General features: G+C 48.8%; 12 protein-coding genes and 1 pseudogene. 9 read left to right on the top strand and 4 right to left on the bottom strand.

Annotation, left to right across the window (positions count from 1 at the left end; all coding sequences use genetic code 11):
* Positions 1-20: 20 nt before the first annotated feature.
* The gene (locus ACDJ59_RS27795) at positions 21-590 is read right to left on the bottom strand and encodes a glycerol-3-phosphate responsive antiterminator (protein WP_413409928.1); all 570 of its coding nucleotides are present in this window, start codon (positions 588-590) and stop codon (positions 21-23) included.
* Between the two features lie 193 nt (positions 591-783).
* Positions 784-1,551: a GTP cyclohydrolase II gene (locus ACDJ59_RS27790; RefSeq protein WP_413406897.1), complete on the bottom strand. Its 768-nt coding sequence runs from the start codon at positions 1,549-1,551 to the stop codon at positions 784-786.
* Positions 1,552-1,874: 323 nt separating this feature from the next.
* Here ACDJ59_RS27790 and ACDJ59_RS27785 point away from each other — a divergent pair, with 323 nt between their 5' ends.
* The 4 genes from ACDJ59_RS27785 (at position 1,875) to gntK (ending at position 6,808) form a co-directional block, all read left to right on the top strand.
* Entirely contained in the window at positions 1,875-3,149 is a 1,275-nt protein-coding gene (locus tag ACDJ59_RS27785) for an ABC transporter substrate-binding protein (RefSeq protein WP_413406896.1), read from the top strand.
* Positions 3,150-3,277: 128 nt separating this feature from the next.
* Positions 3,278-4,144 carry a carbohydrate ABC transporter permease gene (locus ACDJ59_RS27780; protein WP_091013252.1) on the top strand — a complete coding sequence of 289 codons (867 nt, stop codon included), beginning with the start codon at positions 3,278-3,280 and terminating at the stop codon, positions 4,142-4,144.
* A gap of 20 nt (positions 4,145-4,164) precedes the next feature.
* Positions 4,165-4,992, top strand: coding sequence for a carbohydrate ABC transporter permease (locus tag ACDJ59_RS27775; RefSeq protein ID WP_145324733.1), 828 nt, complete (start codon positions 4,165-4,167; stop codon positions 4,990-4,992).
* A 265-nt stretch (positions 4,993-5,257) separates the two neighbouring features.
* Positions 5,258-6,808, top strand: coding sequence for a gluconokinase (gntK, locus tag ACDJ59_RS27770; RefSeq protein WP_413406895.1), 1,551 nt, complete (start codon positions 5,258-5,260; stop codon positions 6,806-6,808).
* Between the two features lie 577 nt (positions 6,809-7,385).
* On the opposite strand, the gene ACDJ59_RS27765 is transcribed toward gntK, so the two are convergent.
* Positions 7,386-7,775, bottom strand: a complete 390-nt coding sequence (locus ACDJ59_RS27765; protein ID WP_413406894.1) for a nuclear transport factor 2 family protein — start codon at positions 7,773-7,775, stop codon at positions 7,386-7,388.
* Positions 7,776-7,938: 163 nt separating this feature from the next.
* Here ACDJ59_RS27765 and ACDJ59_RS27760 point away from each other — a divergent pair, with 163 nt between their 5' ends.
* The 3 genes from ACDJ59_RS27760 to ACDJ59_RS27750 all read left to right on the top strand — a co-directional run bounded on the left by ACDJ59_RS27760 (position 7,939) and on the right by ACDJ59_RS27750 (position 10,399).
* Positions 7,939-8,277, top strand: a complete 339-nt coding sequence (locus ACDJ59_RS27760) for an ArsR/SmtB family transcription factor (RefSeq protein WP_413406893.1) — start codon at positions 7,939-7,941, stop codon at positions 8,275-8,277.
* A gap of 228 nt (positions 8,278-8,505) precedes the next feature.
* Entirely contained in the window at positions 8,506-9,321 is an 816-nt protein-coding gene (locus ACDJ59_RS27755; protein ID WP_413406892.1) for a hypothetical protein, read from the top strand.
* A gap of 118 nt (positions 9,322-9,439) precedes the next feature.
* A complete protein-coding gene (locus ACDJ59_RS27750) occupies positions 9,440-10,399 on the top strand; it encodes an MraY family glycosyltransferase (RefSeq protein WP_062836785.1) in 960 nt (319 codons plus the stop codon).
* Positions 10,400-10,506: 107 nt separating this feature from the next.
* Here the strand turns inward: ACDJ59_RS27750 and ACDJ59_RS27745 are convergent.
* Positions 10,507-10,863 (bottom strand): annotated as a pseudogene (locus tag ACDJ59_RS27745) (ATP-binding cassette domain-containing protein); the annotation flags it as partial.
* 376 nt (positions 10,864-11,239) lie between these two features.
* Here ACDJ59_RS27745 and ACDJ59_RS27740 point away from each other — a divergent pair.
* Positions 11,240-12,532 (top strand): tetratricopeptide repeat protein, encoded by a 1,293-nt coding sequence (locus ACDJ59_RS27740; protein ID WP_413406891.1) that lies wholly within the window; start codon positions 11,240-11,242, stop codon positions 12,530-12,532.
* Positions 12,529-13,524, top strand: a complete 996-nt coding sequence (locus tag ACDJ59_RS27735; RefSeq protein WP_413406890.1) for a glycosyltransferase — start codon at positions 12,529-12,531, stop codon at positions 13,522-13,524. The genes ACDJ59_RS27740 and ACDJ59_RS27735 overlap by 4 nt, the downstream gene beginning before the upstream one ends.
* Position 13,525 lies beyond the last annotated feature (1 nt).

Here is a 13,525-nt window from a genome sequence, read left to right as displayed (position 1 = left end):
CCTCCTGTTGTGGGTTCTTTTTAAGGTGTAAGCGATTTCTCGAAATGTCGGATCAGATCTACGTTGGATGTGGTCACTGCCGTAGCCCCGACGCCAAGCGCAAGTTCAACCTCTTCCGGTGAACGGATCAATCCCCCTGCAATAATGGGTATCCCTGTACGCACAGATACTTCCGCAATAATATGCGGAATGACGCCAGGTAATACTTCAATATAATCAGGTTGGGTTTTGGCCAGCAACAGATAACTTTTCTCCAGTGCATGGGTATCCAGCAGAAAAATACGTTGAATCGCTGTAATGCCTTTCTGCTTTGCCTTCTGAATGACACTCGCTCGCGTAGAGATCAGTCCTGCCGGGCGAATGTGCTGACACAGATACTCTGCCGCATACTCATCGTTTTTTAAACCCTGAACCAAATCTGCATGCAAAAGTATCTTTTTGTCATATCGCCGCGCCTCGTCCATTACACTCTGAAGCTGTGCAATATGGGTTTCCAGCATCACCCCATAGGTATAAGGGCCTTCAATCATCGCTTCAAACTGCTTCATGCTCTTTGCAGCCGGCAATATACGTTGTCCCTCAAATGGCACCTTGGTTCCTCCCGCATTCATCAGATGACTATATTGTATAATCCGCACTGTGGGAACGGCAAGCCATTCCATGAATCAGAAAAACCTGATCGCTACCCTGTCATCCATACCAAAAAGCCGCTGCTGTACTTCTCCATAACAGAGAGTACAACAACGGCTTAATCAGCTAATCGTATAAGTCTATAAATAATGATTAAGCCTGCGCATGTGGAAGCAGCGTCTCTGCCCCAGCCCAACCATCACTTTCTGCCAAGTGACCGGAACGATTCACTTTCGTTTGCAGATACTTCTCGTTGAAAGCAGAGCGATCTCCCCATAGTGGCACACGTCCACCCACATTTAATCCCGCTTCCTGCAAGGCAGCCAGCTTCCGTGGATTGTTGGTGATCAATGTAACCGGTGCGGAGCGAAGCGCACGCAATACGGCAATCGCATCGTCATAATTGCGGGCATCGTCTGTGAATCCGAGCTGCAAGTTCGCATCTACTGTATCCAGACCTTCTTCTTGCAAAATGTATGCCATGGCTTTGCTGAACAGACCAATGCCACGTCCCTCATGGTTCGCAAGATAGAACAGTGCACCCGCTCCATGAGCGGCGATCATTTTCATGGATTGCTCCAATTGGAAGCCACAATCACAACGTTTGCTGCCAAAGATGTCGCCTGTATGACAGATGCTATGCATCCGGATCAGCGCTTCTTGTGCTTCAGCAAAGTCACCATACACCAGAACACTGGATTGTTGACGCTCTGCTAGTTCAGCCTCAGCAAGGGATTCGATTAACTTGCCGCTCTCCATCGCTTTGTCCGATTTCATCCAGCTGTACCACTGGAATGTCTTGGTCTCCCCATCGAGGTTAACCGGTAGCTTGATTGGTCCCACCAGGTATATGAACTCTTTTCCACTCGGAAAAGTCTGAATTTTGGGGGCAAGCAGTTGAATAATATGTGAATTGATCATTGTCGTTCCTCCTGTTTAGGCCAACTTGTATGTTGATTGATTCGCATCCAAAGCGAAAATGGATCACTTGGACGTTATATAGTACGTATCTATATTATTCTCATCATCATTAGTTACTTTATGTAAGTTAGTTTAGAATAAAAATTATAATGTGTCAAGTAACTTTTATTTTTAAAGTAACTACCCAATTTATGTTACGCAACCGACACAAATATGTGTTTCATTTCAGGAATATTGGGTATGAGTTTATAAACTGCTCATACACTAATGTTGTAGTCCAAAGCACTTCATGCCTCGAACTTAATGATGAGGGGGTAATACACATGATCCGCCGGAAAAGAACATGCTGGACAGCCATACTGATGGTCTGCGTCCTGCTCATAAGCGGATGCTCCATCTGGCCCGGACAGGACGATTCAGCGAACAACAAAAAGGTAGCGCTTACATTATGGTACTGGAATCGTTCCATCGATGATAAGTTGATTGCCAGGGCTAAGGAAAAGTTCCCCAATATCGAACTGACAGCTCAGAAAATCGGCGGTGATTTCAAAGCAAAACTCAAAACAACACTCGCTGCACGCTCAGGTGAACCAGACATTGTAGCATTGAACGACTGGATCATGGAGCTATTCCCAAGTGAGGACCGTTTCTATAATCTGTATGATCTCGGTGCAGGAGATATTGAAGACCAATATCTGCCGTGGAAATGGAAGCAAGGTGTTACGCCAAGCGGACAGATGATCGGTTTCCCGATGGATACGGGCCCAACAGCCCTCTTCTACCGAGAAGATCTGTTCAAGGAAGCCGGATTGCCATCTGATCCCGAAGATGTTACACGCCAGATCAACAGCTGGGATGCATATGCTGCTGCCGGAGAAAAGCTCAAGGAAAAATTCGGAGGCAAGGTTTTTCTAACCGACAATATTGCAACCGTTTACAATCAAGTCATATCGCAGTCTGCGGAGCGTTATTTCCGGCCGGACGGGTCCTTTATCGGCATGGATTCCCCTATTGTGGGCAAGAGCTGGGATACGGCCGTTGCTTTCAAAGAGAAGGGACTGCTAGCCAATGCAGATGGCTGGACTCCAAGCTGGAACGCCGCGATGAATAATGGCGAAATCGCCTCTTTTGTAGGTGCCGTCTGGATGAAACAAGTGCTTCAGGAAGCCGCTCCGGACACCTCCGGGAAATGGCGGGTCGCTCGGGCACCAGAGGGAGATGGCAACAACGGAGGATCATTCCTGTCTATCCTGAAGTCGAGTGAACATCCTCAGGAAGCCTTTGAACTGGTTCGCTGGCTGCAAAGTCCCGAAAATCAACTGGAACAATACCAGACATTGAACCTTTTCCCTTCTGCACCAGGTGTGTTTGATGATCCTGCCATGAAAGAAGAAGAACCTTTCTTCGGTGGACAGGCGACAGGGCCTGTATTTGCCGAATCGGCACAGGAGGTGCCGGATGCTTTCTTTGGCGAACGATACCCATCCGTACACAACATTATCACCCGGCGGCTGAATGATGTCGCGAAGCAAAATGCCGATCCACAGCAGGTCTGGACAGATACGGTACACCGCGTCGAGCGGGAATTGCAGCGTTAACCTGAAGAACGTGTGGTTTCGTTATCCGCAAAGGAGGAATTCATATGGCTGTAACTGAACCTCGTCTTACTCCCGATCCCGGAAATGCAAGACCTGATCTGGATCGGCAGAAGTCACTATGGGCGAGAATGTGGGAACATCGTGCACTTTATGTTGCGATATCGCCGTTTTATATTCTGTTTGCGGTGTTTGGCCTGTTCCCGATCGGATTCTCACTCTATCTGGCTTTTCATAAATGGGATGGCATCGGTGTCATGACGTACAACGGATTCAACAATTTCAAATACATGCTGACCGATGCCGAGTTCTGGCAAGCCGTGGGTAACACGTTCATGATCTGGATCTATTCGACGATTCCGATGCTCTTCTTCGCCCTGATTATTGCCTTTCTGCTACATGCACCATTTGTGAAGTTCCGCACCCTGTTTCGGGTCGGTTATTTCCTGCCAAACGTCACGTCCATCGTGGCGGTAGCCATTATCTTCGGTGCTTTATTTGCCAACAATTATGGCTTTCTCAACTATCTGTTGCAGTCGGTTGGGCTACCGGTTGTGGAGTGGCTTAATGCACCATGGGGCATTAAAGTCGCAATCTCCTCCATGGTAGTCTGGCGCTGGACCGGATATAACGCCGTCATCTATCTGGCCGGACTTCAAAGTATTCCGCAGACATTATACGAAGCGGCCAAGATTGATGGCGCATCAGCGATACAGTCCTTTTTCCGAATTACAATTCCGATGCTGCGTCCTGTGATCCTGTTTACGGTCATTACATCAACGATTGGCGGTATGCAGCTGTTCACTGAGCCTCAAGTATTGGTAGGTAATGATGGTGGCGCAGGTGCAGCAGGCATGACGATTGTATTGTACCTCTACCGTGAATCCTTCATTAACAATTACTTCGGATATGGCGCTGCCGTTGGTTGGGGCATGTTCCTCATTATCGCCCTGTTCTCGATTGTGAACTGGAAGCTTGTTCAAGGCAAATCATCCTGATGTGATAAGGGGGAGCGCACATGGCGACCAAACACCTCAAATCGCTGGTGTTGTATACCGGTCTTATCGGGGGCATGCTCATATCCATGTTCCCGTTCTATTGGCTGATTGTAATGTCTACCCGGACAACGTCCGATATCTACAAGTTTCCACCCCAGCTCTGGTTCGGGGGCGAACTGTGGAATAATATCACGCGGGTGTTGCAGCAGATTGACTTCTGGGGCGCCTTTCTGAATACGTTGTTTGTGTCAGGCCTTGTGACCATTCTTGTACTGTTTTTTGACTCACTGGCGGGGTTTGCGTTTGCGAAGTTTGAGTTTCCCGGAAAAAAGTGGCTCTTCATCTTGCTGCTCGCAACCATGATGGTACCTTCCCAGCTGTCGCTGGTGCCTTCCTTCGTGCTGATGGCAACGTTCGGCTGGGTCGGTTCCTTCAAAGCCCTTATTATTCCGGGCATGGTGAACGCCTTCGGTATCTTCTGGATTCGCCAGTATGCCACGGAGTCGATTCCGAACGATCTGCTGGATGCAGGCCGGATCGACGGCTGTAATTTCTTCCGACTTTATTGGAACGTGGCGTTGCCGATTTTGCGACCTGCCTTTGCTTTCCTCGGCGCGTTCACCTTTATCGGCGTATGGAATGATTATCTGTGGCCTTTGATCGTCCTGACGGATGAACGCAAATACACGTTGCAGATTGCGTTGTCTCAATTAAACGGACTGTACAATACAGACTATGCCATGGTTATCGCGGGTACATTGCTCGCCGTTATTCCGCTTATCATTATGTTCCTGTTCATCAGCCGTCAGTTTATTTCGGATATTGCGGCAGGAGCAGTGAAGGACTAAGATTGTGGCATTTTGATCCATCCCTCAAGTCTGATATTCTTATCTATAGATGAATTAACAGATGCCATATAAGTTGGATGAATAGCACCACGTGCACGAAGGGGACAGAAAGGGCCTGAAGAAATGGAGTTAAAAGCTTTCCAGAGAAAAGCTACTTCGAAAGCATATGCTTCGCATTTACGCGATCAGAAGGCTTTCTGTACCCGAAGTGTTAACGTGTAACAGCATTCATTCACTTATATATTCAAGAAAGAGGGATGACAAAATGGCTTCTTCACCCTATATGATCGGTGTAGATATCGGCACGACCTCCACCAAGGCCGTCTTGTTCGAACAGAACGGAACCATTGTGGCTCAAGGCAGTGCCGATTATCCGCTGCACACCCCCACACCTGCGATTGCGGAGCAGGATGCGGAAGATATTTTCAAAGCAGTCATCGAATCCGTTAAACAGGCCACGTCCAAAGCGGGAGTGAAGCCAGAGGATATCCTGTTTGTATCCTTCAGTTCGGCCATGCACAGCATTCTGCCTGTCGATCAACACGGCACACCGCTAATGCGGGCCATGACATGGGCAGATAATCGCAGTGCCGAGTGGACGGAAGTACTCAAATCGGAGATGAATGGTCACGAAATCTATCTGAGAACAGGTACGCCGATTCATCCGATGTCCCCTCTCACCAAGATCATGTGGCTCACCCGGGATCAGCCTGAATTGTTCAGACAGACGCACAAATTCATATCAATGAAAGAATATGTCTTCTATAAATTATTTTCTGAATACGTCATTGATCACTCCATGGCCTCCGCCACCGGACTCATGAATCTGGAGAAACTCGACTGGGATGCAGAAGCGCTGCATGTGGCGGGCATCACGCCGGAACACTTGTCCCGATTGGTCCCAACCACACATGTGCTGAAACATGGATTGCACCCGGAGTACGCCAAGGAGATGGGCATTGCGGTAACCACACCGTTTGTCATCGGTGCAAGTGATGGTGTGCTCTCCAATCTGGGCGTGAACGCCATTGATCCGGGCGTCGTGGCCGTGACCATTGGTACCAGTGGAGCGATTCGTACAGTCGTAGATAAACCGGTGACCGATCCCAAAGGACGCTTCTTCTGTTATGCGCTCACGGAGGATGCCTGGGTCATTGGCGGACCGGTGAACAATGGCGGTGTTATTTTCCGCTGGATTCGGGACGAGTTTGCAGCTTCCGAGGTGGAGACTGCGAAACGACTTGGCATCGATCCATATGAAGTGCTCACTCGTGTCGCAGAAAACGTACCTCCGGGTTCGGAAGGTCTCTTGTTCCATCCGTATATGACAGGTGAGCGGGCTCCGCTCTGGAATCCCAATGCACGGGGTTCGTTTTTCGGCCTGACGCTGCATCATAAGAAAGAACATATGATTCGCGCCGCGCTCGAAGGTGTGTTGTTTAACCTGTACACGGTCATGCTGGCAATCGAAGAAAAGATTGGCCGTCCGAAAAAAATTCAGGCGACAGGCGGCTTCGCCCGCTCTGAGTTGTGGCGCCAGATGATGGCCGATATTTTCGATCAGGATGTCATCATCCCCGAAAGTATTGAAAGCTCCTGCCTCGGCGCAGCTGTACTGGGCTTGTATGCTCTTGGCCGCATCGATTCCCTGAGCGCTGTCTCCGGCATGATCGGATCAACGCACCGGCACCAGCCTGACCCGGACAGTGTCCGCGTCTACCGGGAACTGCTGCCGATCTTCATCCGCATCTCCCGTAAGTTTGAAGAAGAGTATGCGGATATCGCTGCTTTTCAGAATAAGACGATGCAGGGGTAGGGAAGGCGTGGGATGTTACACGTTGGAGGGTCAAAACGTTGAACATGGAATGGTCTAACGAATCATAGACGTCTTATATGAGGTTTATAGCATGTTTTCAAAATCTAACGAACCTTAGACACCTTATATCGGCTTTCATGGGCAAAAACCTACACAAGAACTGAAAATTTAGCCTATTAACGTGTCTGTGGTTCGTTAGAAAATCACTTTTTCTAAATACCTTCCAATAGCGTGTGTACAGTTCGTTAGAATTAATACGAGATGCCGTAAGTTAAAGAGGCCCACCCCGCCATGGTTATATCCATATGGGAATGGGCTTTTTTTTCATGCACAGACTATATAAACTCTATTTAGAATGGATCGAATTTATCTCTCATCATACTTGAAGCTTCCCTTTATGTTCTATTAAAGTATCCAGGGGCCGCCACAGCAACCGTCCTAAAATAGAAGAATCTCTTTTCCAGTTCCTGATTCTCTGGCGAAAACTCGGTCAGAAACTCAACTGAATTTAACATTTCTTCGGTCATCACGCTAGGTCTCCATAATGCCAATTGGATGTCGAAATCCTAGATTTTAATTACTGATTATACTTGCTGAACGCATTCTGGTCGGCCTGTACGTTCTCCAGGTACACAATCTGCCCTGCATCATTTACACGCGCGATATCAATGCCTGCCTTGGCATATACCGTTCCGTCTGCCGCTTGTCCACATACCGCCCAGTTAGTTTGGTAGCTGCCGTCAGGCTGTTGCACCCACGCGTCCCACATATGTTTTACATCCTTATTGTATTCGTAAAAAGCCTTCATAAAACCATCAAACCCTGATCTGCTGGTGCCGTTAAGCACAATCTCTGCATCCGGTGTAAACAGGGACAATAAGTCCTGCATGGCGCGCTCGTCTGCGCGTGAAGCATCAAATAAACGGAAATAGTTGTTTAACAGTGTAGTGGTATTTACAGTACTCATTCATATTCCTCCTAGAATAAAAAGCCGTTTTCCAATCTTACAGTTCGAATATTTTCGAACTAACTGAAAAGAAATGTATCATACTTCTTATACTCCCCGCAAGAGATAGTTCGAAATTTTTCAAACATTGAAAGGTGTGTCAGAATATGCTAACGTCATAGATATGAGAACTCCAACGATACCTATGGCTTCGGAACTGAAGCTGACCACGGTCTGCAATGCATTGGGTGATCCGATCCGCATGAAAATTGCACATTGTCTGGCCAGTTCTGGCGAGAAAAACTGTTCCGCCTTCGAAGTAGACCATATTTCCAAATCCACGTTGTCCCATCACATCAAAATTTTACGTGAAGCTGGCGTGATCCAGCCGCGCATTGAAGGTAAACAGCACTTCTACTCCCTACGAAAGGAAGAATTAGACGTACGTTTTCCAGGTCTCGTCAACATGATTCTGAATACAACCGCGGAATACGTAACACAGGCCCCAGATAAATTGAACTAACCCTTTAGACAAGAACGTAGAGGGCAGAAATAACCTGAAGAAGCGGAGCGTTCGCCTTTATCACCAGAATTTCACCTTTTAAAAGTGAATCGAAAATTCGGGGGATAACAGCGATCGGAAGGTTGTTCTGTCATCGAAGTGGCAAGGCTAATTACTCTTTAGTTCAATCTTATAGATAGAAGCATCACAATGATCATAATTGCAATTCCCATAAAGGAGGCTAACCATATGGACAAAAAGGCAGCAAAGATACTGCTGAGCACCTTCTGGGGCGGTGGTGGCTGGAAAACAACCTCTCTACCCTTCTCCGGGGAGGAATTTGAATATGCCAAAAGCAAAGGTGTTATGTTTGATCCACTCACGATCACGCATGACGAGATTGTCCAGCGTCTGTACGACATGCATCAGGATGACTCGTTTAAAGAACGGGTGATTTCGGCATTTCTACATAGTCTGTCCACCAAAAAAGTCTATCTACGCAGCGCATTATCCAGCTGGGCTTTAACATCGAACATGCCTTTACACACCTATGCGGAACGCCCTTCCCTTCACCCTAACACCAGTGCCTGTGGGGATTGTAACTTCCTGCGTTTGCAGTCAGACAAGGAATATTCCAACGTCGACTTAAACGTCCTGAACTTTGAACGGATCAAGTGGGGCGGCGTGCGTCATGGCTGGCTTATCTATTGCCTGATGGATTTGGAATTACTGTTACAGGACAAGGATGCAAACTATGAAGTAACTCCTGAAGACCAAGCCATCCTGGTCAACCTGCTTGAAGCAGCTCAGACGGAAGACCCCAAAGACAGTGCTCGCTCACTTGAGAAAAAGTGGAAGGATCTCTTCCCTTCCAGCAAACAGGAGCGCGATGCCCTGCTGGAAATCTGGGCGGCAGCCGGCATACTGGCTCCTGGAGATAAACCGAGAAAACGCAAAGGTGGTTCCAGCGATTTTGTCTTTGCAGCAACCTGGCAAGGTGATGATGGCTATCATGCAGAAGCCGTAAAACATTATTTCGGCTCCTATCTTCCTCAAATACAATAAAACCTGAACTTTTGCTCACCTTTGCGTACGTCTGGTTACAATAATGACATCGACAGATTTCCTGTTTAACTCGTATAATAAGGGGAAATTGGTAGATGGGAGTGAAACAAGCGAGTTTATGGTATACATACTGGCTTTTATAGTGTCTTTTGCTGTCGTGGTTCTGCTTATTCCGCCGCTTGGTCGATTGGCTCACCGGCTCGATTTTGTGGACAAGCCCCGGGAAGATGTGGAGCGTAAGCTACACAGGCAGCCTATCCCGCTCACGGCGAGTTACGCGATATTTACTGGATTTTTCCTGACATACATTGCTCTGACGAAAGAAATCACATGGGAAACAGCGGCTCTGGTCGCTGGTGGTATGCTTTTGCTAACGATTGGTACCGTCGACGACTGGTACAAAACAAAAGGCAAAGATTTTCCTGCCCTGCCCAAAATGCTCGTACAGGTCTCTGCGGCAGTACTCGTATTTGCTTCTGGCATTGCGTTTACCGGATTCGTGAATCCCTTCAACGCGGAATATGTCATGCTTCCAATCTGGCTGCAATTCATTCTCACGATCCTGTGGATCTTCGGGGTGACAACAGTCATCAACTTCTCGGACGGCATGGACGGACTGGCTGGCGGATTATCGGCCATCTCGGCAATTACCCTGTTCATCGTGGCCCTTGCCAAAGGTCAAACTGATTCCGCACTCATGTCGATCATTCTGGTCGGTGTAACCATCGGTTATCTGAAGTACAACAAAGCTCCTGCCAAAGTGTTCATGGGTGATGCAGGCGCTACGTTCCTTGGCTTCATTCTGGCGGTTATCGCTCTGGATGGTGCATTCAAACAAGCAACCATGTTGTCCATCTTCATTCCGATTCTGGCGCTGGGTGTACCGATCTTCGACAACATCTTTGTCGTTATCAAACGTTTCATTCAAGGTAAAGCGATCTATCAGGCCGATGCAAGTCAAGCCCATTATCGGTTGCTACGTGCTGGATTGAATCACAAACAGGTTGTTGCTGTCCTCTATCTGGTTAGTACCTGCCTCTGTCTGTCTTCCATTATATTGATGCTGGTAGAGATGTAAGTATCCGTAATATAAGCGGTCATATCGGAATGTAAAAAGAGACGAGTCCAAGATTTCTTGGCTCGTCTCTTTGTTATGTGTTATGATTCAGCGCTCAAGGCTCACACTTATCTCGAGGCTACCGGTGGCAACGGTTGTTCTTGTTGCTGCCGACCTGTCCATCCTGGCCGATCAAGTTCAATGAGACGGCAATATCGCTCTTCCCCAGCCAGCAATTGTTCGTGAGAACCCTGCATGGCAATCTTTCCATTTTCCATAAAAATAAGTTCGTCCATCTGTTCCGCACCAATCAGGTGATCGGTGACCCAGATCATCATCTTGCCTTGCAAGCTGTCCAGGATGGTCCGCATCAGTTCGCGTTCGGTCATCGGATCAAGCCCTACGGTTGGTTCATCCAATATAATAACAGGCGTCTCCCGAAGCAGTAGCCGGGCCAGAGCGATCCGTTGCCTTTCCCCGCCGGATAAACCTACTTGCGCGGCGACCTGACGAATCTGCTTGAATTATCACAATCTACGTGTTATAGCAAAAATAAGTGACCTCGGTCACACAAAAGATAAAATTCAGCCTATTGTAGTGCGTGTTCAAAAAATCTGGTTTTCAGTACCGAGAAGGTGAATGAAGCTATAAATGGAGTATTGGAGCGTAGGGAAGCTCTATCACAGCTTGCCAACTGCATCTATTCATGGAAGATACTCATGTTTAGGACGGAATGCCCATATGTTAGTCTCAGGCATATCATGCGAAGTACCGTGAGGGCTTTACATATGAAGTGAAAGCATGAAGCACATGCAGAGCGAATGACGCTCCATATTACAGTCAAGGTGAGGTGAACTATTCATGGAAAAACCTGCGCCACTACCAGGTGAAGACACCGAAGCCAGCCTGGATAAGGCCAGTACAAGACAGCCCCCTGTCCGGTATGTTCTCTTCCCTCGCAAAGGAGGCTGGTCATCCTTTCCCTATCCCGATATTGCTGCACTGCTGTCGATCGAGGGAGAGGTCTACTATGTCAGCAGCCTGACACAAACAGAAGATGTACCTTCGGTCATTACCGTCATCTCCCTCCCTGAAGCCGAGCAGCTATTGCTGGAACCTCGCACCGTGGCCGTAGTCGCCCATCCCTACTGGCTAATGGCTGCGGCTTCACTGGAGCCTGAGCTATGTATTGCCCTGCTCCCTGAGCCTGCTGGAAACGAAGCAGAATCTCCCCTATGGGAGAGTAGTATTTCCAAACTGGTCGGCATCGCCGATCTGGTCGGCACATCCTCCGAAACACGTTATATGAAGCTGCTTTTCCAAGGTGCACGCGCTATCTGGCTGGGCGGTGAAGACCCTGCACCTGCGGGTACGATGCAAAAGGATGATCTCGAAGTCGCTCTCCGGGACTACGAACTGCTCTTCTTGCATGCGCTGCGGCAGATCCTGTCAGGCACTCCAGATAGCGTCACGCTGCTTCAATGCAGTGTACGTGCCGACTTCTACCGTCAGCTCCGTGCCAAAGCAGGTGCACATGAGACGATATCCTTTTTGCTGGCAGCCTATGAGTACTTGCTTGAAGATCCGCGGGCCGTCCATTCGTTGCAAGAGGCCTTTACCCATGCGGTCATGAACGGTCGAAGTGATTGTGTAACCTCACATTATCGATTCCTGTCTGCCATTCATGCCCGGGCTGGACAGTTGGAGGACGCCCTGCGGGTGTACGGCATTAGTGCAGCAGATGAACAAGAACGGCATCATTATGAACAGTTATGTCGCTGGCTTGAGGCAGGAGAAGATCAACTTGTACGAGCGGAACTACTCCGTATGAACGATGATTACGGAAACGCCCTGCGTATCCTGGACGAACTTGGCGGAGAAACGGCGAGACATTGGAAATTCCGCATCTACCAGGAGACTGGACGTGTGGAAGAAGCACTGGCTCTGGTGCATGCAGTCGATATTCAGGATGATGCCAGTCGCCGGGATTATCAGCAATTATCCGGTAGTGCGCTGGCACTGCGAGGGGAACGACACGGGGCAGTCCGACATTTCCTTGAGACAGCACTGGAGGATGAAGATGCGCTGGCCCGGATTGTGGAGCTGGAGCTGTTGGATCATGCTGTACAGCAATTGCTTGGGGAGGTGCCATGATGCTGGACCCGAAGAAGCGTAGACAACAGTTGAATGGGCCAATGGTGCACAGGGATATCCGAACCGAAACCACTTACACACCAACCGAAACAGTCGATCGAACACATACAGACGCATTGGGAAATGGCGATCGCACCCCGGATCATGCACAACCAACACAGGACATCCGAAGCCAAGTGCATCACTGGGGTGATTCACAAGGTCAGGCAGAACAGAATGCTGCTATAACACAAGAGGAAACAAGTGTATTCAAAGAGCCCTTATCCATTCGTCGGGTTCGCAAAAGCAAAGGCAACAAGCTGACCGCCATGCTCCAGGTTCGCAATGAACGTGGCCGATACCTTGAAGAGGTATTGCATGATCTGAGTGAGTTCGTGGATGAGATCGTGATTGTGGACGATGCCAGCACAGACGGAACACCGGACATATGCAAAGCCTATCCAAAGGTGGTCCGTCTGGAGGTATTGGAGAAACCACTGTTCGCCGAGGAATGGCGCCTTCGCAACACCTTATGGCAAGCGGCTGCGGGAACATGTCCCGATTGGTTGCTCTCGGTTGATGCGGATGAGCTGTACAGCTCAGAGGCCAAGAAAGCCATACGCACTCTGATTAATCAGGAGTATGCGGACTGGTTTGCATTCCGTTTCTACGATATGTGGGGTGGCCGGACCCACTACCGGGAAGATGATCTCTGGTCTCTGCACAAACGGCATACCGCTTCACTTGTACGGTATATGCCTGGATATCCTTATTTTTATCCACAACAGAATCATCACGTTCCCCGTCTTCCCTTGTCCTGCACTGTATTGCCTGGGGTCAGTACGGAACTGAAGGTTCAGCATCTCGGCTGGGCCGGCAGTCTGGAGGACCGGGTTCGTAAATATTTGCGTTACAAGCGCATTGATCCTGGCGGTGAGTGGGGCAATCTTGCACATTACGAGTCTATTCTCGATCCGGAACCTCGGCTGATTCCCTGGAAGGAGGGACCGTGAG

Source organism: Paenibacillus amylolyticus, from assembly GCF_047302515.1.
Taxonomy (GTDB): Bacteria; Bacillota; Bacilli; order Paenibacillales; family Paenibacillaceae; genus Paenibacillus; species Paenibacillus amylolyticus_G.
Note: the sequence above shows the minus strand (reverse complement) of the source record. Positions and strands in the feature narration are given on the sequence as shown.

What these genes read in the sequence shown, in the direction of transcription:
- ACDJ59_RS27765 (WP_413406894.1), bottom strand. Translation starts at nt 7,775, where the DNA reads ATGAGTACTGTAAATACCACTACACTGTTAAACAACTATTTCCGTTTA.
- ACDJ59_RS27775 (WP_145324733.1), top strand. Translation starts at nt 4,165, where the DNA reads ATGGCGACCAAACACCTCAAATCGCTGGTGTTGTATACCGGTCTTATC.
- ACDJ59_RS27780 (WP_091013252.1), top strand. Translation starts at nt 3,278, where the DNA reads ATGTGGGAACATCGTGCACTTTATGTTGCGATATCGCCGTTTTATATT.
- ACDJ59_RS27790 (WP_413406897.1), bottom strand. Translation starts at nt 1,551, where the DNA reads ATGATCAATTCACATATTATTCAACTGCTTGCCCCCAAAATTCAGACT.
- ACDJ59_RS27735 (WP_413406890.1), top strand. Translation starts at nt 12,529, where the DNA reads ATGATGCTGGACCCGAAGAAGCGTAGACAACAGTTGAATGGGCCAATG.
- ACDJ59_RS27750 (WP_062836785.1), top strand. Translation starts at nt 9,440, where the DNA reads ATGGTATACATACTGGCTTTTATAGTGTCTTTTGCTGTCGTGGTTCTG.
- gntK (WP_413406895.1), top strand. Translation starts at nt 5,258, where the DNA reads ATGGCTTCTTCACCCTATATGATCGGTGTAGATATCGGCACGACCTCC.
- ACDJ59_RS27740 (WP_413406891.1), top strand. Translation starts at nt 11,240, where the DNA reads ATGGAAAAACCTGCGCCACTACCAGGTGAAGACACCGAAGCCAGCCTG.
- ACDJ59_RS27785 (WP_413406896.1), top strand. Translation starts at nt 1,875, where the DNA reads ATGATCCGCCGGAAAAGAACATGCTGGACAGCCATACTGATGGTCTGC.
- ACDJ59_RS27755 (WP_413406892.1), top strand. Translation starts at nt 8,506, where the DNA reads ATGGACAAAAAGGCAGCAAAGATACTGCTGAGCACCTTCTGGGGCGGT.
- ACDJ59_RS27760 (WP_413406893.1), top strand. Translation starts at nt 7,939, where the DNA reads ATGAGAACTCCAACGATACCTATGGCTTCGGAACTGAAGCTGACCACG.